Consider the following 21,719-nt stretch of genomic DNA (forward strand, 5'->3'; position numbering starts at 1 on the left):
CAACGGTCACAGAATACGATGCACCGAGGGTGCCCGATTGCTGAGAATGCGCGGCTTTCGCAATGTTCGCGCCTTGGATTGCCGTGGCAGTCATTTTCTTTACCGGGCAGATCGGTCTCGCAGGACCTATGATGTGACCGTGCGAGCCAGAGACGGAAGAATAACGAATGTTCGCACTGTAAGATGGCGCCGCTGATCCATGTGGCGCTATCATTTCAGGCTTCGAGGAAAGGAAAACAGCAGTGTCGGAACTGGTTGTAATTGGATTTGATACAGTGGGAGAGGCGGATGCCGTTCTTCTGAAGCTCAACCAGCTTCAAAAGGAATATCTTGTCGATCTTGAGGATGCGGTGATTGTCGTGCGGGATGAACAAGGCAAGGTTCATCTCAAGCAGAAATACAACCTGCCTGCGATGGGTGCCGGATCGGGGCTGCTTTCGGGAGCAATATGGGGCGGATTGGTGGGACTTATTTTTCTCAACCCGCTTGCCGGTATGGCTCTTGGCGGCGCGGTCGGGGCAGGTGCCGGAGCTTTGTCGGGATCGCTTACCGATTATGGTATCGACGACAAGTTCATCGTGTCGCTTGGCGAAACGATCCCGGAAAATTCATCTGCCTTGTTCGTCCTTCTGCGCAAGATTCAGTGGGACAGGGTTATGGTCGATTTCCCGGATCTGCGTGGGCGGGTATTGAAAACGTCCCTGTCTCTCGAGCAGGAAGAGCGGCTTAAGAAAGCGCTCGAAGGAGCGTTGCCGCAAACCTCGTAGTGTGACGTTGCCGGAAAACCGTGCATGCGAAACCATCGCGACCAGGCGGCCGTGCTGTGTCGATTTTCGAGCGAGGATATGAGTTGAAGCAAGTTTTCATCCTCGCTTTTGTTCTGCTTGTCGCAGCAGGATGCGCTGGTAACAGGGCTGTCACCGGTTTGGGAGCAAATGTCGACGACCGGGCGCATTCCAGAGCGGTGGTTCCGTTTACGGTTGCGACGGTACGGGAGAGAGTGGACGATCCGAGTATCGCCTATTCCCGCAACAGGTCTGAAATACTGAACTTTTCGACAATTGACGTGCATATCCCGGAAACGCATCGTCCGGGCAATGTTGAAACTGCATCGGTCAAGCCCGATCCCCGAAGAAATTTTATGGCCTCGAACTATGCTCCATTGCCGGATCGACAGGCAATGATTGCAGAGCTGAACCGGCGTCTGGCAAGCCGCCCGGCGTCGCAACGCGAAATATTCATTTTCGTCCATGGCTATAACAATAACTTTGCCGAGGGACTGTTCCGCAACGCGCAGATTGTTCATGACTATGAGGTCTCTTCGGTGCCGATCCATTTTTCATGGGCGTCTGCCGCGGCATTCACGCGTTATCTCTACGACCGTGACAGCGCGATCATCGCACGCAGGGGATTGGCTGAAACACTCGAACTCGCGGCACAGACCAAAGCCAACGGCATTGTCATCGTCGGTCATTCGATGGGGGCGGTCGTCGTCATGGAAGCATTGAGAACTCTGTCTGTAGATAAACGCCTCAATGTATTGAAGCGCATCAAGGGTGTGTTGCTCGCAGCACCTGATCTCGACCCTGATCTCTTCCGCAGCCAGATTGATGATATCGACTATCTGCCCAAGCCTTTCACGATTGTCGTATCACGGCGTGATCGGGCTCTCGATATTTCTCGCAGGCTGGCAGGAGGTGAGCCGCGGGTTGGCAGTGGCTTTGACATCGCTTTCCTGCAGAACAAGAATATTCAGGTTCTTGATGTTTCCCAAGTCGATAGCGGTGGTCATAGCCTGTTCGCAAGCTCAGATACGCTGATAAAGTTCCTGGGTTCGGGCTATCTGCTGCGCAGGCTTATTACTGACGAATATGCGGGCATGGACGATACTTTCATTGCTGCCGGACAGGGTACGTTCGAGCAGGCCTCGCTGGCTCTTCATCTGCCCGCGCGCGTGATTGATCGCTTGAGTGTGCGTTAGAGCGCGTTTCAATCTGATTGGATCAGATCGGCGCTCTAACTTATTATATTTCATGCATAATCTTGATCGTCCTCGTTTCACTCCGGTCGGATTATGCTCCAAGGGCACGTTCATAGCGGACGTTCGATGATAAACTGGATTAAGCTTCTTGTGCGGCTTATCATCGGGCAAGTTTAACGGGTGCATAAATCAAGTCTCTAATTGAACTTGTCGTTATTGATCTGCCGGGTTATTCTGCCCGAATATTACGTTCTGCCTTGGTTTTATTGTTCGACATCGATAGCGCATCGAAATTTTCGGCAACACAAAGGTGGCAATCATTGATGAGCACGGGTTGGCATGCCGAGCTCGAACTGCGGTTCGAGCATAATCGCGAAGTGACGCGGCTCATGCGGCGACGCCACGTGGGGCCGCTTGCGGTCCAAAAACCCTTCTATCCCGAAAAAGATGGCAGCGCCCATGTCTATCTACTTCATCCGCCCGGAGGTGTCGCTGGCGAAGATGTCCTTGATATTGCTTGTTCTTTGGGTCGCAGCGCCAGAGCCGTTCTAACAACGCCAGGTGCTACCAAATTCTATCGCAGCGATCGGGGCCAAAGCACGCAGACGACAAGGATCGACGTGGGTGAGGGCGGCGTATGTGAGTATCTCCCGCAGGAAACAATCGTTTTTAACGGCGCGAGGGCTTCCATAAGCACACAAGTCTCCCTGAGCGGAGATGCGGTCTATCTGGGGTGGGACATTATCAGTCTCGGGCGGCCTGCCTGTCAGGAAAGCTTCGACAGGGGCGAAGTCAGGCAACGGGTCGAAATATTCAGGGATGGAAAGCCGATCTGGTTCGAACAGTTTCGCCTTCATGGCGCTGATCAGGCGATGAACGCAGCCTTTGCGTTCCGCGCCAAACCGATTGTCGCGACGATGGTTTATGCCGGTCCGGCAGATGAAAGCGCGCTTCAGTCTATTCGCGAAGCGGTGGGCGACGCAGCCAACAATCTGTTCTCGGTGTCGCGGCTCGAACGGGTGATTGTCTGTCGCTATCTCGGCGGACGAATGTCGGAAGCCAAGACGCTGTTTCGCAAAGTCTGGGAAGTTCTGCGGGAATCCGGACTGGGAAAACCGGCGGCTGTACCGCGCATCTGGGCAACGTAATTGACTTTGGAGAGGGTCTACAAATGGAACTATTGCCACGTGAAAAGGACAAACTTCTGATTTTCACCGCAGCATTGGTAGCGGAGCGACGCAGGGCCCGGGGGGTGAAACTCAACTACCCGGAAGTCGTGGCCTATATCTCTGCCGAAATTCTGGAGGGAGCGCGGGACGGCAAGACTGTCGCGGAGCTCATGTCCTACGGTGCGACCCTTCTCACACGTGACGAGGTGATGGATGGTGTGCCTGAGATGATCCACGACATTCAGGTGGAAGCCACATTTCCAGACGGAACCAAGCTGGTGACCGTCCACAACCCCATTCCGTAAGGCGTTTCCTGAATCGTTGGAAACGCTCTGGCTTTTTGTTTTGCGCGCATCCTTTCCGAAAACCGTTTCACATTTTTCGGGATGCGCTTCAGGAGACGATCATGATACCGGGTGAATATTTCATCGAAGACGGGTCGATCGACCTCAATAACGGTCGCGAAACCCGCACCATCGCTGTTGAGAACACGGGCGACAGGCCGATCCAGGTTGGATCGCATTATCACTTCTACGAAACGAACGAGGCGCTTGTCTTCGACCGGGAAAAAACGCGCGGTTTCCGCCTCAATATTCCGGCCGGTACTGCTGTGCGGTTCGAGCCGGGACAGGATCGCGAAGTCGAACTGGTCGCGCTTGACGGTGACCGGGAAGTCTACGGCTTCAATGCAAAAATCAACGGAAAACTTTAGGAGGGACAGATGGGGAGGATCTCAAGACAGGCCTATGCCGAACTGTATGGCCCGACCAAGGGTGACCGTCTGCGGCTGGCTGATACCGAGCTCATCATCGAAGTCGAGGAAGACCGTTGTATCTACGGCGAGGAAGTGACGTTTGGCGGCGGCAAGGTCATCCGTGACGGGATGGGGCAGGGACAGCGTCCCTCTGCCGAAACAGTCGATCTAGTCATCACCAATGTCATCATTCTCGACTATTGGGGCATCATCAAAGCCGATGTCGGTATCAAGAACGGTCGTATCTCGGGGATCGGCAAAGCCGGTAATCCCGATATTCAGCCCGGCGTCAACATTGTCGTTGGACCTGGGACCGATGTAATTGCGGGTGAGGGCAAGATTCTCACCGCTGGCGGTATCGATACGCACATTCACTTTATCGCGCCGCAACAGGCCGAAGAAGCTCTGGCCAGCGGTACAACAACTTTGGTCGGCGGCGGAACGGGACCGACGGTTGGCACGCTCGCAACCACGGTGACACCGGGGCCATGGGCTATCCATCGTATGCTCGAGGCTGTGGAAGCGCTTCCGATCAATGTGGGATTGTTGGGCAAAGGCAATGCAAGCATGCCCGAACCCCTTCGCGAGCAGATCAGAGCTGGCGCTGTCGGCCTGAAGTTGCACGAGGACTGGGGCACCACGCCAGCGGCCATCGACAATTGTCTGAATGTCGCCGACGAAGAAGATATTCAGGTGGCCATCCATACGGACACGCTGAACGAGAGCGGGTTCGTCAAGGATACATTCGCTGCCATGAAGGGCAGGACCATCCACAGTTTCCATACAGAAGGTGCTGGCGGTGGTCATGCGCCCGATATCATTACAGCGGCAGGCGAAGAAAATATCCTGCCGTCCTCAACCAATCCGACCCGTCCTTACACCATCAATACAGTCGATGAGCACCTCGATATGCTGATGGTCTGTCACCACCTCAGTCCGAAAATCCCCGAAGATGTGGCATTCGCGGAATCCCGCATCCGGCGTGAAACCATTGCCGCAGAAGATATTCTCCATGATCTGGGCGTGTTTTCGATGATGTCGTCGGACTCTCAGGCCATGGGACGCATTGGAGAGACAACGCTGCGCTGCTGGCAAACGGCTCACAAGATGAAAGTACAGCGTGGCCCGTTAAGCCAGGATAGCAGCCGGAACGATAATTTCCGCGCCAAGCGTTACGTCGCCAAATACACGATCAATCCCGCAATCACACATGGATTTGCCCATGAGATTGGCTCTGTCGAAGTTGGAAAGCGGGCTGATCTGGTACTGTGGAAGCCGGAATTTTTTGGCGTGAAGCCAAGCCTCGTCATGATTGGCGGTATGATAGCGATTGCGCCAATGGGTGACCCGAACGCATCGATCTCGACGCCCCAGCCGGTCCATTACCGGCCAATGTATGGTGTATTGGGGCGGGCGCTTGGCTCCACCGGTGTCACCTTTGTCTCGAAATCAGCGCTGGATGACGGTATTGGCGAGAAGCTGAAACTCAACAAGCAATTGGTCGCGGTCAAAGGGATCCGGACAATCCGCAAGAAGGACATGATCCATAACGGTCTTACGCCGAAACTGGAGGTCGATCCGCAGAACTATCAGGTGCGGGTGGACGGCGAAGTAATCACCTGTGAACCGGCTGACGTGCTGCCGATGGCGCAACGTTATTTCCTGTTTTAGGCAGCGGATAAGGACACGCGTGAAAACAAAGCGATAGAGCATTTCCTATGGTTCAAACAGAACAGGAAATGCTTTAGCCGCGAAAGAAGGGGTAAAATTCATGCAGCTCAATGCCATGCAGGATCATCCTTCTCTGGGGTTTGTCGATTGGACGTTGCGCGGCATCGGTCAGGTGGTGTTCCAGAATAATCCGCTGTCCGGGCTGGTTATTCTGTTCGCCATTCTGGTCAACTCCTGGATTTATGCCCTCATCTGTGTGCTTGGTGTTGTCGCCAGCACGCTGACGGCAATCATCCTCAAGGCTGACAGGGGGCTTGTCCGGGACGGCTTGTTCGGGTTCAACGGAGCCTTGGTTGCTCTGGCGCTAATCGCGTTCACCAGTGCGGATTTTCGCAGCGGTGCACTGCCGTCGCCGGAGATGACGATCTATCTCATCTGCGGCGCAGCTTTTTCCAGCATGGCCTTTGCCAGCATCGCTGCGCTTCTGGGACCACACAAGGTTGCGCCTCTGACAATGCCATTCGTGCTGGTCGGCTGGCTCTTTCTGTTCGCAATTCTCAAGTTCGATGCCATAGAAGCCGGTCCGATGGCAAAGCCGGTTTCGCCGGAACAGTTTTCCTATGCGGTCCCTTATGTGCTTCCGACCTGGTATATGGGGATCGGCACTGCCATTGGGCAGATATTCTTTCAGGATAACTGGATCACCGGTTACATCATCCTTGCCGGTATCGCGATCCATTCCCGGATAAGCGCTCTGATGGGCCTTCTGGGAGCGGTAACGGGAGCGGTGGTTGCTGCCGTATTTGGTGGTCCCGAAGGGGCTATTCGCGACGGGCTTTTCGGCTATAACGCGGCGTTGACGGCAATTGCGCTTGGCGGCTTTTTTCTCGTTTTCAACTGGAGCAGTTTCCTTTACGCCATCTTCGGCGCCGTCGTGGCCACATGGCTATGGGCTTCGGTTGCCATATTCCTGAAACCGATCGGAATGCCGGTGCTGACCTCGACGTTTGTGCTGGTCACCTGGGTCATGCTGATCGGACAATACGCTTTCAAGGCGCTGGTGCCCGTCGCTCCGGCTGATGCGACGTCTGCGGAGGAAAATCTCAGGCGATATCGTGAGACACTTCACTCACGACCGGAATAGTCGGCTGTATTGTGTCTCGTGCCAGGCACTCGCCATGGCCAGTGCGGGAGCGGTGTTGCCGATGTCGTCGTCATTCAGCGTGCGCGCTTTTTCAACAGCGCGTTCAATCTTCGCGGCACCTGCAATGAGTATCCTCTGGCCGGCGGTATGGCCGAGCGGGACGAGGCGGATTGCGGTCATGATCTGACTTTCGACCACGCTCCACATGAGGCCGCGCAGAGCGTCGACGGGTTCAATATTCCAGTTACATGCTGCAATGGCAAAGGCTGCAGGGTAGGTGACGCGTCGTTCCGATGCGAAGTTTCGCGCCTGATCGACACCAAGCTCCGCCAGCAATGTGAGCAAGGATTCACCCATGCGGCGATCCTCAAGTTCAAGTTCGCTGCTCTCGCGACTTGCTGCAAGCCAGTCGTTCAGGCGGCAGAATTCGGCGTCGTCGTGTCGCGTCAGTGCCGAAATCATTCGCCAGAAAATAGCTCCGTCAAGCGCGGCGTAACTGTGTTCCAGAAGGCCGAGTACCCAATCGGCACAGCTTTCCTCGTTGGATACTGTTCCTGCGTGGACAGCCCATTCGAGCCCGCGCGAATAGGAAAATGCACCAACGGGTTGGCTGGGACTGACAAGCCGCATGAGATGCAGCATGGGGAGTGCCGGAGAATGCATAGGCATTTCCGGCTCTGGCCCATCATTTTGAATATCAGCTTCGGCGTGTCTCTTCGAATGATCCAGCAATGCGACGCTCACATCAACCGGCCATGAGATAGAGCCCGCTGAGGGCAGCAAAGCCACCAGCCATCCGCATCACTATTTGCCCGGTGTGTCCCTTCAGCATACGCCCTGCTGCAAGGCCTACTCCGATGCCTGCTGTGTGGAGTAATGTCGTCGCAAGCGCAAAACCGGCGCCATAGGAAAGAAACGCGGCGCTGCCGATCTCGCCACCATGAGCATAGCCATGGAAGAAGGCGAAGAAACCGACGATAAGTGCTGCGGTCAGGGTCGATGCGCGGAATGCCATGGCGACGAAGAGGCCAAGAACAATCACCGACGCAAGGATGACCGGTTCGACATAGGGGAGTGAAACGCCGCTGAGCGCCGCCACGAATCCCAGGAGCATCACGCCCACAAAACTTAACGGAACGGCGACGAGCGCGCGTCCGCCAAGCATCGAAGCCCAAAGGCCGACAGCGACCATTGCAAGTATGTGGTCGGCCCCGGACAAGGGATGTGAAAACCCAGCGGCAAACGAACCATGTTCTGCGGGGTTGAGATGCGCGAATGCAGGGCTTGCCATCACTGAAAACAGGGCGGCGGCAAGAATAAGTGTCCTTTTCATTTTCGCTTCCTTTCAACAATAATGGTTACGCTCAGAAAGAGCCAAACATTGATCCCAGCACGAAAACCGCGACGAGCGATATGATCACACCGACGATTACGGTCATGACCATGTCGAAATAGCTCGATGCATGGGTCTGCTTGCTGATCTGCAGGAGCAGCAGCACCGTACCGTTATGCGGAAGCGCATCCAGCGTACCGGCGCTGATGACGGTCAAACGATGCATCAGTTCGGGATTGATCCCGTACTGGATCGCCAGCCGCATATATTCCTCGCCAAGCGCATTGAGCGCGATGGCCATGCCGCCGGATGCAGTTCCGGTTAGGGCTGCCAGCGCGTTCATGGCGACAACCAGCGAAACAAGCGGCCCGCCCGGCACTTCAAGCACCGCATCACGAACCACCGCAAAGGCAGGCATGGCGGCCACGACGGCGCCGAAGCCGACGAGGCTTGCAATGGTGAGGATCGGCAGGACGGCGGAATTTGCCCCGGCGTCAAGGCTTTCCCGAACTGCTCGCAGCCGCCCGAAATTCACCGCTATCAACGTCAGGATGGCCGCCGCCAGCGCAATGAGAACCGCCCACAGGCCGATTGATGAGCCGACGTCGATCCCCCAGGGCTCTTGTTCCAGAAACGAGAAATCGATACGGGGCAGGACGATAAGTGCCATCAGGAAGTTGACGATGATAACCACAAGCAGCGGCAGAACAGCAAAGAAAAAGGGCGGCTGATTGTCGGCGCGCGCACCGTGTTCGAATTCAGCCGGATCGAAGTCACCCGAAAGTGTGGATTGTTCTCTGACTTTCTCCGTAATCTCCAGACTGTCAGTATCATCCACATAGTTTTCTCCGGCAGTCCGCGCCTTGGTTTCGGCGCGCTGCAGCCACCACATACCGAAGGCGAGGGTTATGATGGAGGCGATGATCCCCAGTCCCGGCGCCGCAAAGGTCGTGGTTTCGAAATAGGGCATCGGAATGGCATTGTTCGTGGAGGGCGTGCCCGGCATTGCGGACATGGTGAAAGTGAAAGCGCCAAGCCCAATTGCAGCTGGCATCAGTCGCGCCGGTATGTTGGCCGCCTTGAACATTTCCCGCGCCATGGGCACCAGAACGAAGAAAGCGACAAATACGCTGACCCCGCCATAGGTAACGACTGCCGATGCCAGCACGACGGAAAGCATTGTGCGTTTTACGCCCAGCTTCTCGGTCAGATATCGCGCAATAGATGTGATGGAACCACTGTCATCCATCAACTTTCCAAAAATGCCGCCGAGCAGAAAAAGAGGAAACCATCGGCCGACGAAACTTGCCGTTCCGCCCATGAACGTTGACGTCCAGTTTGCCAGAAGAGGTTCACCGGAAATGAGCGCCGCAAGGAGTGCCGCCACAGGAGAAAGCAGAAGCACACTCCAGCCGCGATAGGCAAACCACATAAGCAGAGCCAGTCCGAGCAGTATTCCAAGCAAACCCATGCTATCTGACCCCTCAGTCGATGTTGGAAAGAATGCGTCCGGAACTTGTCGATGAAACTACTTTGGATGAAATAATTCAAGTACTATAATAAAATATGATGTGATTGATACAGGAAGACTTCCTAACGCCTTCAAATAATGTCTATACTGCAATCTGCTCACTTCAGCGGTTTTGGCTATCGTCATTCAAGTAGTTTCTTGCCTGGTCGTCCGACGCATTAAAAGGACCTGCATGCCGGAAGTCGTCGCAATTCAATCCATCATGGTCAATCTCGGCCTGGCTCTATTGCTTGGCTCCGCAATCGGCCTGGAACGTCAGATTAAACAACGTCATTCCGGCCTTGCGACACACGGTCTTGTGGCTCTGGGCGCCGCAGCTTACGCTTCGCTGCCCCACGCTCTTGGCCTCGAAGGCGACCTTAGAATGGGCTCGCAGGTCGTTACGGGGATAGGCTTTCTCGGTGCCGGGCTGATTATCAAGGACGGCGCAAGTATAAAGGGGCTGAGTACTGCAGCCACGATCTGGAGCACTGGAGCGGTTGGTGTTCTGGCTGGTTATGGACTGTGGGCTCTCGCCGTCGAAACAGCGTTTTTCATCGTCTGTCTGAACGTTTCCCTGCCAAGAATTGCGGTGCTTGTGAACCGTTACTCCTTTGTCGAACCCGAAATCGAGCAGTTCTATCTCGTGAAGTTCCGATGTCCTGCGGAAAGCGAAATTTCTGTGAGAGCGTTGCTCATCCAGACACTCGACTTGAAGAAACTCCGCTTCCAGGCGATCCGAAGTCATCACATAGAAGGAAGCGACGAGGTCGAGATCGAGGCGACGCTTTTCGCCGGTAAGGAAGATGACCGGATGGTCGAAGGGTTGGTGGCGCAACTGAGCCTGCGCTCAGGCATCACGTCTACGAGTTGGTTAAAACTTGAAGATAGTGATTGGGCGATAGCCCACTAATTTTATAACCGGCAGGCTGTACTATTGTATCGAAACATGCTCATCTTCCTCATTCGCAGTAACGCAGCCCTTTTAACATTGAGGGGTCCACAATGGACGCTCAGCAACTGCAAAGACTGGAACGCAAGACTGTCGAACAGAGGAAATGGAAAGGTTTTCTCGGGCTCGGCGTTCTTCTGATAGCGGGCGGAGTACTCTGCCTGTTCTTGCCGGTATTCTCGGAATTTGCAGCCAGCACGATGTTTGGCCTTGTCCTTGTGGCTATCGGGGTCGTCAAGATCATCCAGTCGCTTTGGGTCAAGAGCTGGGCAGGCTTCGTCTGGCAGGAATTGTCGGGGGCCGTGGAGCTTGTTGGCGGGATCATGATCTATCTGAACCCGTTGAAAGGCGCGCTCGCCATCACTCTTCTGATCGCCATCGTGGTATTTGTGCATGGTTTCCTTCAGTTGGCGCTGTCCTGGAAACTCAGACCGGCAAGCGGCTGGTGGTGGTTTACTCTTTCAGGCCTGATCGCCTGGACCGCCAGCTTGGCACTGGTGTTGAAATGGCCCTTTTTTACACGTGACTTGCCATCAGGATCAATCGCAGGAATCGCACTGCTGATCGCTGGCGTCGCCTATATCGGAATAGCCTTGAGTACCCGAAATGCGTGAGTGATCGGTCGATTTCCGACCGGAGGGAGGACACGCAATTGAAGAAGACTCTCGTTCGTCGTTCTGTGAACGCTGCCCTTGTATCGATGTTCTCGTCCTTGCTTTTGCAGCCAGGTTTGGCTCAGCAGGCTCCGGCTGGCGCGTCCCCTCCTGTGATCGTGCGGAAAGTGGAACTGGCACCTTCGACTGCGCCGATACGTTTCAACGGGCAGGTAGAGGCGATTGAAGCTGTCGATATTCAAGCGAGAATTACAGGCTTTCTGAAGGAAAAGGCTTTCGAACAGGGCGCCGCTGTCAAGGCAGGTGATCTGCTTTTCGAAATCGAGCCGGACCAGATGCGAGCGGCGGCTATGTCCGCCGAAGCACAGGTGGCACGTGCCGAAGCCGCCCAGAACGCCGCGCGGCAATCACTGTCGCGGACGCGGACGCTCGCCAATCGCAATACGGCTTCACAAGCCTCTCTTGACGAAGCGCTGGCGAATTTCGACATCGCCACGGCAGATGTTCAGAACGCTGAAGCCGCGCTCAACAATGCCAGGCTCAATCTCTCCTACACACAGGTCAGATCGCCCATTAACGGGACCATAGGTCGTTCACTTTTCACAGTCGGTAATCTTGTCGGTCCGAGTGCTGGACCGCTTGCACGGATTGTGCAACTCGATCCTGTTCGTGTTGTATTTTCCATCACGGACCGGGCCCTGATCGGTATTCGCCAGAAGGAAGCCGGAGGAGGGACAGTCAATCCCGAGAGCTTCAAGCTGACTCTGATGCTGGCCAATGGCACACAATATGACGAACGGGGAAATATCCAGTTCATCGACAATGAAGTAAGCGCGCAGACCGGCACTGTGGCGGTGCGCGCGCTCTTCCCCAATCCCAACCACATTCTGGTTCCGGGCCAGATCGTTGCCGTCAATCTGCTTGATGAAACGGTCGGCGAGTTGCCGGTCATTCCCATGTCATCCGTGCTGCAGGATCGCCAGGGGAAGTATGTCTATGTTCTCAACGAGGGCAATACGGTCTCCCGCCGTCCGATCATGACAGGCACGCGTATCGGCAATGACTGGTCAGTGACCGACGGCCTCAAAGCCGGTGAAACAATCGTCATCGAGGGCTTGCAGAGAATCGCTGACGGCCAGGCCGTATCCCCGCGCGATCCGATCTCCGGCAGTGCAGGGGTGGGGCAATGATTTCTGAAACCTTTATACGGCGAACCGGCCTCGCTATCGTTATCTCAATCGTCATCTCCATCGCCGGTGCGATCGCGATCTTTTCATTGCCTATCCAGCAATACCCGCAGATCACGCCACCAACGGTAAATGTTTCGGCGGTTTATCCAGGTGCGAGTGCGGAGGTGATTGCCGACGTTGTTGGCGGTCCGCTGGAAACTGCAATCAATGGTGTCGATGGCATGATGTACATGTCATCCACCAGTTCCAATGCCGGGCAGTATTCGCTGTCGGTCACCTTCGAAGTCGGCACCGATCCCGAACTCGCGCAGGTCAACGTCCAGAACCGAGCCCAACTGGCGATTTCCCGGCTGCCCGCTGCCGTGGCGCAGCAAGGCGTATCGGTCCGTTCCCGTTCGCCCGATTTTGTGTTGGGAATTGCATTTTATTCGCCGGACGACAGCCTGAACGCGCTTGAAATTACCAATTTTACCACCACGACGATTGTCGATGCGATCTCGCGCGTAGCTGGCGTCGGCGAGGCGAGCGTTGTTGGTGCATCTGAGTACTCGATGCGCGTCTGGCTCAATCCGCAAAGAATGGATGCGCTCGGCATAACCGTTGACGAGGTTTCGGCGGCGATCCAGCGTCAGAATATTCAGGCGACGCTTGGCCAGGCAGGTGCGCCACCGATGCGGGAAAGCAGTGAGCTGCAATATACGCTGGTGGCTCAGGGGCGGCTCCAGGATACCGATGAATTCGGAAGCATCGTCGTGCGCACCGGAGCAGACGGTGCCAAAGTGTTTCTGCGCGATATCGCGCGTCTTGAACTTGGCGCACGCAATTATGCATCGAGAGCAAGTTTTGCCGGCCATGAATCGGCGATGCTGCAGATCAACCAGTCACCCGATGCCAACGCGATCCAGACCGCGACTGCCGTGCAGGCAGAGCTTGAACGTCTGTCGTCCAGATTTCCTCCGGGACTGCAATATCATGTCGTTTACGATGCAACACGGTTCGTGGAAGCCAGCCTCCAACTGACGGCGCGAACATTGTTCGAAGCTTTTGTCATTGTGCTCGCGGTCACATTCATCTTTCTGCAGGACTGGCGGGCAACGCTTATTTCAGCACTTGCCATTCCGGCCTCGATGCTGGGCGCGGTGGCGGTGCTGCTAGCCGTCGGCTATTCCCTGAACATGATTTCCCTGCTGGCTTTGGTGCTTGCCATCGGGCTTGTTGTGGATGACGCAATTCTGGTCGTCGAAAACGTCAAGCATGTGCTGGATGACACGCCTGATATCACAGTCGTCGAGGCCACGCGCAAGGCGATGCACCAGATCACCGGGCCAATCATTTCAACAACGCTTGTTCTGCTGGCGGTGGTCACGCCCACAGCCTTTCTGGAAGGCATCGCCGGACAGCTCTACCGACAATTCGCGGTCACGATTTCGTCGGCCCTGATCCTCTCTTCATTCGTTGCTCTGACGCTCAGTCCGGCACTTGCAGCGCTTTTGCTGAAGCGCGGCCAAGGCGGCTACCGGCGCGGTCCTCTTGCGTGGTTTTCAAGTTTCATGGAGAAAACCCGCGAAGGCTACGGCAAGATCGTCGGCTTTATGGTGAAGTACTGGATTATACCAGTTGCCGGCATCATCGCTTGTTTCGCGGCGGCCTATCTTGCCTTCGTCAATCTTCCCGCGACTTTCCTGCCCGACGAGGATCAGGGAGCGCTCTTTGTCGATATACAACTGCCGAGCGCTGCCTCGCTCGACCGTACAAACCTCATCGTAGAAAATGTGCGGAAGGTTCTGAGCGAGACCGAGGGTGTGCAGGACGTCATAACGGTTGCCGGGTTCAGCATCCTGCAGTCAACCAGCACGCCTAACGGCGCCATGGCTGTTGCGGCTCTTACGCCATGGGAGGACCGCGAGACGGAGGCACTGCAACTCAATAACATCATCAGCACCTTGCGCGCGCAGTTCTCGCAGGTGCCGGGCGCAAATATCTCGGTTTTTGCTCCACCCGCAATTGCTGGCATCGGTGCGGTCGGTGGTCTCGATTTTCGGCTGCAGGCCTTGCAGGGCCAGCCCCCGCAGGAGATAGCGCAGGTGACCAGCGCCATGCTCGGTTACTTCAATCAGCGACCGGAGATCGGCGGTGCGGCGACTACGTTCAACGCGAATGTGCCCCAGATCTATGTCGATGTCGACCGTTCCCGCGCCGAAGCTCTTGGCCTCAGTGTTTCGGATGTTTATGCGACCATCGGTGCGAATTTCGGTTCGCGCTACGTCAATGATTTCACGCTGAACGGCCGTGTGTTTCAGGTCAATCTTCAGGCTGATTCCGATTTCCGTGCGCACAGCGAAGATATTCTCAAGCTCCACGTCAGGAGCCGCAATGGAACCATGGTCCCATTGCGTAGCGTGGTGTCACTCACGACGGTTTTGGCGCCTTTCGTCATAACCCGGTACAACCTTTCGGTTTCGGCGCAGGTTAATGCGGTTCCGGCTCCGGGTTCCAGCAGCGGCCAGGCAATGGCGGCAATGGAGACGGTTTCTTCTCAAGCTCTCCCGGATGGCTATGGCTATGAATGGTCGGGACTGTCTTTCCAGGAAAGCAGAAGCAGCGGTCAGGAGGTAATCGTCTTCGCGCTGGCTTTCCTTTTCGCCTATCTTTTTCTTGTCGCCCAATATGAGAGTTGGGCCTTGCCAGCAGTCGTGATCCTTTCGCTGGGCGCTGCGCTGCTGGGAGCTGTTGCCGCTCTCACATTCTTTGGATTGCAGAACAGCCTTTACGTCCAGATCGCGATGGTGTTGCTGATCGGGTTGGCCGCAAAGAATGCGATCCTGATTGTGGAGTTTGCCAAGGAAAAACGCGAGAGCGGCCTGACGGCTGCAGAGGCAGCCCGTACCGGGGCCGAACAGCGTTTCCGGGCGGTCATGATGACGGCTGTATCCTTTATCCTTGGCATCCTTCCACTCATCCTGTCTTCCGGTGCGGGCGCCGGTGCACGTCAGGCCGTCGGTGTGACGATCTTCGGCGGGATGGTGGCTGCGACCTCTTTGGGGCTACTCCTCACTCCCGGTCTCTACTTCGTCGTTCAGCGCCTGACCGAGCGTGTGAAAGGGCAGAGGGAGGAGAAAAAAGAAACGGCCTCTGAAACCGCCCACGATTAAAGCGCGCATCTGCATGCGCGTGCCTGTCGGATGGACCTGCGTTCTATTATTTGATGCTGGGGAACTTAATGACCGAGACAAAATCACAAGGCATCGATCGGCGCGATTTCATGCTCGCGTCGATTGCCGCAGCCGGTTCAGCGGCGCTCGCATCCGGGCAGGCGCAGGCTCAAACGGCCGATTCAACAGCGGAAAACGGCGGCACGGCATCCGGCACGGTTTATACCGGCGATGTCATCGACGGTAAGCGCGTGATTTCCTCCCTCGATATTTCCGATCTGGAAGCGGGCAAGAGGCACAATTTCTATTTCCGGGGCGTGCAGATGCCGACGGGCCAGTATTGGCATGTCTCGGTCACGGTGATGAAAGGCAAATCCCCAGGCAAACGGCTTGGGTTGATCAGTGGCGTGCACGGTGACGAAATGAGTCCGGTGCACACATTGCAGACAATCGTGAACCAGCTCGACCCGCAAACAATGTCCGGTTCGGTGGTGGCCGTTTTCGACGTGTCGCGCCCCGCGCTTGAGGCGATGGCCAGACGATGGCCCAGTTCGGGACGAGGGGTGGATCTGGTCGATATCAATCGGCTTTTCCCCGGTGACGAGAATGCGCCGGAAGCGGCAGCGCGACATGCCGGCCTGGTCTTCAATCGTTTGCTGCGCCCCAATCTCGATTACGGGATCGATTTTCATACCGCCGCTACGGGGATGGATATGACTGCATTTCATCTGGCGCGAATGGATCAGCCGGAAGTGCGGGCGATGGCTGAGCTTTATCCCATAGATCAGATTTTCGACAACTTCGGCGAACACGGCCTTCTTCCAAACGCGCTGATCGACGCTGGTATCCCTGCTTTTACGCCGGAAATCGGCCAGCCGCGCATTTTCGATCACGCAAAGATTGCTCTTTTCGTCGAAGGCACGATGAATGTTCTCAAGCACCACAAGATCATAGAGGGCGAATTAGGAAGAACCGGCAAGGATTCCGGTGTCTTCATTGCCGATGGAGCCGCCCCGGTCGTCACGACACATGGTGGCTTTGTCGAACTTCACGTTGAACTGAATGAAGAGGTGCAGGTGGGGCAGAAAGTGGCTACTCAGAGAAATACGTTCGGCGAGGTGGTTGCTGAATATTCTGCGCCCGTGGGAGGGAAGGTTGGTGCAAGGCGAACGGATGCCACATGCGAGCCGGGCATGCCAATCGTCTTCCTTTTATTTGATAGCGCGACTGCGACCGGAACCGGTGGATTGGCCGAATAAGCACAACGAAATCTGCACAGATGAGAGCATGAACATGAAAGTCAGACATTTCTTACAGATGGCGCTGATCGCCGTGAGTTTCGGCATCCCCTATGGCGCGAGCGCTCAGGACAAGACCGAATCTGAAAAGAACCTCGCAGCTTTCCCGGCAGCGCCTTCGGGCTCCTATCGTTATGTCATCCATCTTCCTCCGCTTGAGAAGGAACAGGACGCCAAAGTTGAAATTATTGCAGGCCGCAACGCAACTGTGGACTGCAACATCAGTTGGTTCGGTGGAAGTTTAACCCCGACTACTATTGAGGGCTGGGGTTTCGACTACTTCACTCTGACGGCAAGCGATCGTATGTCGGGCACGTTGATGGCTTGTCCGCCGGATAGCAAGCGGACCGCGTTCGTACCGGTTCGGGGCGAGGATTTCATGCTTCGCTACAACAGTCGGCTTCCGATTGTCATCTATGCGAAAGATGGCCTCGAAATCCGTTATAGGATCTGGAAGCCGTCCGATGAAACGCACAACGCGCAGCGCGGATAGAAAGGCCGCGACGCTCAAATGACGGGCGTTGATAATGTTGAGCGGTTTCTTCTTGTATTTGTTTCAAATCAATGAACTCTTTGCCTGATCCGCTAATTTCCAACCGAAAGATATGCTCGCAATTATTCGCTGGGCAGACGAAGGTTGGACGTGAAAATAGCATTATTGGGCCGTGTGGTTGCTCCGGGTTATCGATTCCCGGAGCAGAATTTTCCAAGCGTCAGTCAACCATTTTCATTTTTACTGGAAGTCGTCAGGCTCGTCGCTCTGACTGCGCTGGTTCTGGCACTTTGCTGGACGACCACGGCATCTGCCGCTGATCTGGAGAAATACCTTCCAAAAGTTGAGGCAAGCGCGCTCTTCAAAGAGGCCGACGCTATAGGCAAGCCACAAGGCGAGCCGCCAATAGCACCGCTGATGAAGCGCGGCGAGGTGATCGGTTATGCTTACCTGAATTCGGACTTCACCAGTTCCGTCGGTTATTCCGGCAAGCCGATTCATATCGTTGTCGCTATTGATACCAAGGGTGTCATACGCGGCATAAGGCTGGTCGATCACAAAGAGCCGATTGTACTGATCGGCATTCCCGAAGCCAAGGTCGTGGCCGCGCTGAACTCGCTGGTCGATAGCGACATGAGCGCTGTTGCCGCTGGCCAGAACAAGCCGCCGCAGGTGGAAATCGTCAGCGGTGCCACTGTCACCGTGCTTGTGATGGGAGACAGTATCGTCCGCTCGGCCGTTGGACTTATCCGCAGCGGGCGGCTCGGCAATGCGCCTGTGCAGGCTGTCACAGCCAATGTGCAGCGCGTGGTCGATTTACAGCTCCGTGACGAGCAGGACTGGCAGACGCTGATCGGCGACGGCTCGGTTCGCAGCCTGAAACTGTCGGTTGGCGATGTCACACAGGCATTCCGTGACGCAAAGCATGATCGCGCCGCCGAAAATCCCGAAACAGCCAATCCCGAAGATGAATTCATCGAGCTTTACGTTGCGCCGGTTTCCGTACCGACGATCGGCATCAGCCTGCTCGGCAAGGATGGTTACGAGCGCCTACAAAAGCGGCTGAAGCCGGGGCATGAGGCGATTCTGGTTGCGGGCGACGGAGCCTATTCCTTCAAGGGGTCCGGATATGTGCGCGGTGGCATCTTTGACCGCATCGAATTGATGCAGGACGGGCAGGGCGTACGCTTCCGCGACAAGAACCACACCCGTATCGGCGACATCATGGCTGACGGTGCGCCGCGTCTGCGCGAGATCGCTCTATTCCAGGTGCCGGACGGGTTTGCCTTTGATGTGACGGAACCATGGGATCTGCAGCTCTTGGTGCAGCGTGGTTTCGGGGCGCGGGACAAAGCCAATATCAGCTATGATCTCGGTTACAATTTGCCGGAAAAATATCTGGCGAAGCTGCCGGAACCTGCACCCGCACAACCTGTATCGACTGCCGAAGCGCCACGTCAGCCGCAGCCGGTCGGCGAAGCAAATGCTGCCGATATTCTGGGTGAGGGCAATCCGCTCTGGGTCCGGATGTGGGAGATGAATCGCGTCAATGTGGTCATCACCGGTTTCGCCATCGCAGTTCTCGTCGGCATCTTCTTCTTCCAGAACAGTCTGGTCAGGCATCCGCGCTTCTTCACATGGCTGCGGCGCAGCTATCTTCTGTTCATTCTGGTCTGGCTTGGCTTCTACAGCAATGCGCAATTGTCGGTCGTCAATGTTCTGACCTTCATCAATTCGTTGATTACGGGCTTTAACTGGGAGTTCTTCCTCACATCGCCGCTGATCTTCATTCTGTGGGCATCGGTGGCGGCGGGGCTGTTGTTCTGGGGTCGTGGACCATTCTGTGGCTGGCTGTGCCCGTTTGGTGCCCTGCAGGAGCTCACCAACAATCTCGCCCAATGGCTGAAGGTTCCGCAGGTCAAGCTGCCATGGGGACTGCACGAACGCCTTTGGCCGCTCAAATATATAATCTTCCTCGGCCTGTTTGGTTTGTCGCTCTATTCAGTCGCGCTGGCTGAAGTGTTCGCGGAAGTCGAGCCGTTCAAGACCTCGATAATTCTCAAATTCGCGCGTGACTGGCCGTTCGTCATTTATGCCCTGACACTTTTGACCGTCGGCCTGTTCATAGAGCGCTTCTATTGCCGCTACCTGTGCCCGCTCGGCGCTGCACTCGCCATTCCCGGACGCATCCGCATGTTCGAATGGCTGAAGCGTTGGCCGGAATGCGGGTCGCCTTGCCACCGTTGCGCCAAGGAATGTCCGGTCGAGGCGATCCATCCCGAAGGCCAGATCAACGTCAATGAATGCATCTACTGCATGCATTGTCAGGAACTCTATCACGACGACCAGCGCTGCCCGCACATGATCCAGGTGCGTGTGAAGCGTGAAAAATTCGCAGCCCGCAATGCCCCCCTCGCAGCGGCTGCCGAACGTGGCGGTGGACCGGCCAGACCCGTCATCTCAGTCAAAGGAAAACCGGTTGAAGGCGCTGCCGATACCGGTCCTGCTGCCTGACTTTTCTAAAGGAGAGAAGCATGTCTGAAGAAATCAAGAAAACGCAGCTTAGTCGAAGACAGTTGCTCGGCACGTCGGCCTTTGTGGCTGCTGCCGGTGCAAGCGGCCTGGGTGGCGCGCTGCTTGCAGGTTCCACTGAACCGGCTTTGGCTGCTGGTGGTGCAAAGGGCACTGGCAACAGTGCTGAGGTGAAGCCCGGAGAGCTGGACGAATATTACGTCTTCTTTTCCAGTGGCCAATGTGGTGAGGTCCGCATCGTCGGCCTGCCATCGATGCGCGAACTGATGCGCATTCCGGTCTTCAATCGCGATAGCGCGACCGGCTGGGGCCAGACCAACGAAAGCCTGAAGGTGCTGACGGAAGGCCTTCTGCCGCAGGATCGCGAGTTCCTCAAGGATCGTGGCGGCATATTCCTGAACGGCGACTTGCATCACCCGCATCCGTCCTTCACGGATGGCACCTATGACGGGCGTTATCTCTATGCCAACGACAAGGCCAATACGCGTGTCTGCCGCATCCGTCTTGACGTGATGAAATGCGACAAGATCATTCAGTTGCCGAACCAGCACACAGTGCACGGTTTGCGTGTCCAGAAATATCCGAAAACCGGATATGTCTTCTGCAATGGTGAAGATCGCGCGCCAATCCCGAATGACGGCAGCAATCTGAACGACACCAAACAATATCATGCAATCTTCACAGCCGTTGACGGCGAGACCATGAAGGTTGCCTGGCAGATCATGGTTGACGGCAATCTCGACAACGTGGATTGCGACTATCAGGGCAAGTACGCTTTTGCCACCTGCTACAATTCGGAGGAAGGCACGACGCTTGCCGAAATGATGTCGAGCGAGCAGGACTGGATCGTCATCTTCAACCTGAAGCGCATCGAAGAGGCCGTTGCCAAGGGTGATTTCAAGGAAATAAACGGCGTGCCGGTCATCGATGGTCGCCACGGTTCCAAATATACCCGTTACATTCCTGTGCCGAACAGCCCGCATGGCATCAACACCGCGCCAGACGGCATCCATGTGGTCGCCAACGGCAAGCTGTCGCCGACCGTTACGGTGTTCGACGTCCGCAAGTTCGACGAGCTTTTCGACGACAAGATCCAGCCTCGCGATGCTGTGGTTGCCGAACCGGAACTCGGACTTGGGCCACTGCATACGGCATATGACGGCAAGGGCAACGCTTATACGACGCTCTTCATCGACAGCCAGATCTGCAAATGGAACATCGAGGACGCCAAGCGAGCCTTCAAGGGTGAGAAGGTCGATCCGATCCGGCAGAAACTCGATGTGCATTATCAGCCGGGTCACAACCACACTTCCATGGGCCAAACCAAGGACGCTGACGGTCAGTGGCTGATCTCGCTCAACAAGTTCTCCAAGGACCGCTATCTCAATGTCGGGCCGCTCAAGCCTGAAAATGACCAGCTCATCGATATTTCCGGTGAGAAGATGGCGATTGTCCATGACGGACCAAGTTTTGCCGAACCGCACGATGCAACGATAGTTCATCGCTCGAAGATCAACCCCGTCAATTTCTGGAGCCGCGAGGATCCATTTTTTGCCGACGCCGTCACTCAGGCAAAGGCCGACGGCCTCGATCTGATGGACGCCAACGAGGTGATCCGGGATGGCAACAAGGTGCGCGTTTACATGACGTCTGCCGCGCCTGCATTCGGTCTCACCGAATTCAACGTGCAGCAGGGTGATGAGGTGACCGTGTACGTTACCAACATCGACGAGATCGAGGATCTCACGCACGGTTTTGCCATCATCAACTACGGCGTCAACATGGAGATTGCGCCGCAAGCGACCGCGTCCGTCACCTTCACGGCCAACAAGCCAGGTGTGTGGTGGTATTACTGCTCGTGGTTCTGCCATGCGATGCACATGGAGATGAAGGGCCGGATGCTCGTGGAACCGAAGAAGGCCTGAT

18 protein-coding genes are annotated in these 21,719 nt (G+C 55.9%); 15 read left to right on the forward strand and 3 right to left on the reverse strand.

What is annotated here, in order from left to right; all coding sequences use genetic code 11:
- Positions 1–242 precede the first annotated feature (242 nt).
- From CQZ93_RS04985 to CQZ93_RS05015, 7 genes are all read left to right on the forward strand, one after another.
- Positions 243–767 carry a DUF1269 domain-containing protein gene (locus CQZ93_RS04985; RefSeq protein ID WP_105541603.1) on the forward strand — a complete coding sequence of 175 codons (525 nt, stop codon included), beginning with the start codon at positions 243–245 and terminating at the stop codon, positions 765–767.
- Positions 768–850: 83 nt separating this feature from the next.
- Positions 851–1,981, forward strand: a complete 1,131-nt coding sequence (locus tag CQZ93_RS04990; protein WP_105543182.1) for an alpha/beta hydrolase — start codon at positions 851–853, stop codon at positions 1,979–1,981.
- 323 nt (positions 1,982–2,304) lie between these two features.
- Positions 2,305–3,129 carry an urease accessory protein UreD gene (locus CQZ93_RS04995; protein ID WP_105541604.1) on the forward strand — a complete coding sequence of 275 codons (825 nt, stop codon included), beginning with the start codon at positions 2,305–2,307 and terminating at the stop codon, positions 3,127–3,129.
- A gap of 23 nt (positions 3,130–3,152) precedes the next feature.
- Entirely contained in the window at positions 3,153–3,455 is a 303-nt protein-coding gene (gene ureA / locus CQZ93_RS05000; protein ID WP_105541605.1) for an urease subunit gamma, read from the forward strand.
- Positions 3,456–3,556: 101 nt separating this feature from the next.
- Positions 3,557–3,862, forward strand: coding sequence for an urease subunit beta (locus tag CQZ93_RS05005; RefSeq protein WP_105541606.1), 306 nt, complete (start codon positions 3,557–3,559; stop codon positions 3,860–3,862).
- A 9-nt stretch (positions 3,863–3,871) separates the two neighbouring features.
- Positions 3,872–5,575: an urease subunit alpha gene (gene ureC, locus CQZ93_RS05010; protein WP_105541607.1), complete on the forward strand. Its 1,704-nt coding sequence runs from the start codon at positions 3,872–3,874 to the stop codon at positions 5,573–5,575.
- A gap of 100 nt (positions 5,576–5,675) precedes the next feature.
- On the forward strand, positions 5,676–6,719 hold the full coding sequence (locus tag CQZ93_RS05015; RefSeq protein ID WP_105541608.1) for an urea transporter: 1,044 nt from the start codon (positions 5,676–5,678) through the stop codon (positions 6,717–6,719).
- Here the strand turns inward: CQZ93_RS05015 and CQZ93_RS05020 are convergent.
- The 3 genes from CQZ93_RS05020 to CQZ93_RS05030 form a co-directional block, all read right to left on the reverse strand.
- Positions 6,705–7,388, reverse strand: coding sequence for an urease accessory protein UreF (locus tag CQZ93_RS05020; RefSeq protein ID WP_181153313.1), 684 nt, complete (start codon positions 7,386–7,388; stop codon positions 6,705–6,707). The genes CQZ93_RS05015 and CQZ93_RS05020 overlap by 15 nt on opposite strands.
- A 76-nt stretch (positions 7,389–7,464) precedes the next feature.
- Positions 7,465–8,052 (reverse strand): HupE/UreJ family protein, encoded by a 588-nt coding sequence (locus CQZ93_RS05025; RefSeq protein WP_105541610.1) that lies wholly within the window; start codon positions 8,050–8,052, stop codon positions 7,465–7,467.
- 31 nt (positions 8,053–8,083) lie between these two features.
- Positions 8,084–9,523 carry a GntP family permease gene (locus CQZ93_RS05030; RefSeq protein ID WP_105541611.1) on the reverse strand — a complete coding sequence of 480 codons (1,440 nt, stop codon included), beginning with the start codon at positions 9,521–9,523 and terminating at the stop codon, positions 8,084–8,086.
- A 232-nt stretch (positions 9,524–9,755) separates the two neighbouring features.
- Between CQZ93_RS05030 and CQZ93_RS05035 the strand changes: the two genes are divergently transcribed.
- The 8 genes from CQZ93_RS05035 to nosZ all read left to right on the forward strand — a co-directional run bounded on the left by CQZ93_RS05035 (position 9,756) and on the right by nosZ (position 21,718).
- Positions 9,756–10,475, forward strand: coding sequence for an MgtC/SapB family protein (locus CQZ93_RS05035; RefSeq protein WP_105541612.1), 720 nt, complete (start codon positions 9,756–9,758; stop codon positions 10,473–10,475).
- 92 nt (positions 10,476–10,567) lie between these two features.
- Positions 10,568–11,128, forward strand: a complete 561-nt coding sequence (locus CQZ93_RS05040; protein ID WP_105541613.1) for an HdeD family acid-resistance protein — start codon at positions 10,568–10,570, stop codon at positions 11,126–11,128.
- Between the two features lie 38 nt (positions 11,129–11,166).
- Positions 11,167–12,318: an efflux RND transporter periplasmic adaptor subunit gene (locus CQZ93_RS05045; protein ID WP_105541614.1), complete on the forward strand. Its 1,152-nt coding sequence runs from the start codon at positions 11,167–11,169 to the stop codon at positions 12,316–12,318.
- A complete protein-coding gene (locus CQZ93_RS05050; protein WP_105541615.1) occupies positions 12,315–15,470 on the forward strand; it encodes an efflux RND transporter permease subunit in 3,156 nt (1,051 codons plus the stop codon). The genes CQZ93_RS05045 and CQZ93_RS05050 overlap by 4 nt, the downstream gene beginning before the upstream one ends.
- Positions 15,471–15,538: 68 nt before the next feature.
- Positions 15,539–16,729: a M14 family metallopeptidase gene (locus tag CQZ93_RS05055; RefSeq protein WP_105541616.1), complete on the forward strand. Its 1,191-nt coding sequence runs from the start codon at positions 15,539–15,541 to the stop codon at positions 16,727–16,729.
- Between the two features lie 34 nt (positions 16,730–16,763).
- On the forward strand, positions 16,764–17,261 hold the full coding sequence (gene eco / locus CQZ93_RS05060; protein WP_286152148.1) for a serine protease inhibitor ecotin: 498 nt from the start codon (positions 16,764–16,766) through the stop codon (positions 17,259–17,261).
- Between the two features lie 267 nt (positions 17,262–17,528).
- The gene (locus tag CQZ93_RS05065; RefSeq protein WP_105543183.1) at positions 17,529–19,775 is read left to right on the forward strand and encodes a regulatory protein NosR; all 2,247 of its coding nucleotides are present in this window, start codon (positions 17,529–17,531) and stop codon (positions 19,773–19,775) included.
- Between the two features lie 20 nt (positions 19,776–19,795).
- Positions 19,796–21,718: a TAT-dependent nitrous-oxide reductase gene (gene nosZ, locus CQZ93_RS05070; protein ID WP_105541618.1), complete on the forward strand. Its 1,923-nt coding sequence runs from the start codon at positions 19,796–19,798 to the stop codon at positions 21,716–21,718.
- Position 21,719: the final 1 nt, after the last annotated feature.

Source organism: Ochrobactrum vermis (genome assembly GCF_002975205.1).
In the GTDB taxonomy this organism is placed as follows: Bacteria; Pseudomonadota; Alphaproteobacteria; order Rhizobiales; family Rhizobiaceae; genus Brucella; species Brucella vermis.

Bases quoted from the DNA above. Each gene is read 5' to 3' on its own strand.
- CQZ93_RS04995 (WP_105541604.1), top strand. From the start codon at position 2,305: ATGAGCACGGGTTGGCATGCCGAGCTCGAACTGCGGTTCGAGCATAAT.
- ureA (WP_105541605.1), top strand. From the start codon at position 3,153: ATGGAACTATTGCCACGTGAAAAGGACAAACTTCTGATTTTCACCGCA.
- CQZ93_RS05005 (WP_105541606.1), top strand. From the start codon at position 3,557: ATGATACCGGGTGAATATTTCATCGAAGACGGGTCGATCGACCTCAAT.
- ureC (WP_105541607.1), top strand. From the start codon at position 3,872: ATGGGGAGGATCTCAAGACAGGCCTATGCCGAACTGTATGGCCCGACC.
- CQZ93_RS05015 (WP_105541608.1), top strand. From the start codon at position 5,676: ATGCAGCTCAATGCCATGCAGGATCATCCTTCTCTGGGGTTTGTCGAT.
- CQZ93_RS05020 (WP_181153313.1), bottom strand. From the start codon at position 7,388: ATGCCTATGCATTCTCCGGCACTCCCCATGCTGCATCTCATGCGGCTT.
- CQZ93_RS05025 (WP_105541610.1), bottom strand. From the start codon at position 8,052: ATGAAAAGGACACTTATTCTTGCCGCCGCCCTGTTTTCAGTGATGGCA.
- CQZ93_RS05030 (WP_105541611.1), bottom strand. From the start codon at position 9,523: ATGGGTTTGCTTGGAATACTGCTCGGACTGGCTCTGCTTATGTGGTTT.
- CQZ93_RS05035 (WP_105541612.1), top strand. From the start codon at position 9,756: ATGCCGGAAGTCGTCGCAATTCAATCCATCATGGTCAATCTCGGCCTG.
- CQZ93_RS05040 (WP_105541613.1), top strand. From the start codon at position 10,568: ATGGACGCTCAGCAACTGCAAAGACTGGAACGCAAGACTGTCGAACAG.
- CQZ93_RS05050 (WP_105541615.1), top strand. From the start codon at position 12,315: ATGATTTCTGAAACCTTTATACGGCGAACCGGCCTCGCTATCGTTATC.
- CQZ93_RS05055 (WP_105541616.1), top strand. From the start codon at position 15,539: ATGACCGAGACAAAATCACAAGGCATCGATCGGCGCGATTTCATGCTC.
- eco (WP_286152148.1), top strand. From the start codon at position 16,764: ATGAAAGTCAGACATTTCTTACAGATGGCGCTGATCGCCGTGAGTTTC.
- nosZ (WP_105541618.1), top strand. From the start codon at position 19,796: ATGTCTGAAGAAATCAAGAAAACGCAGCTTAGTCGAAGACAGTTGCTC.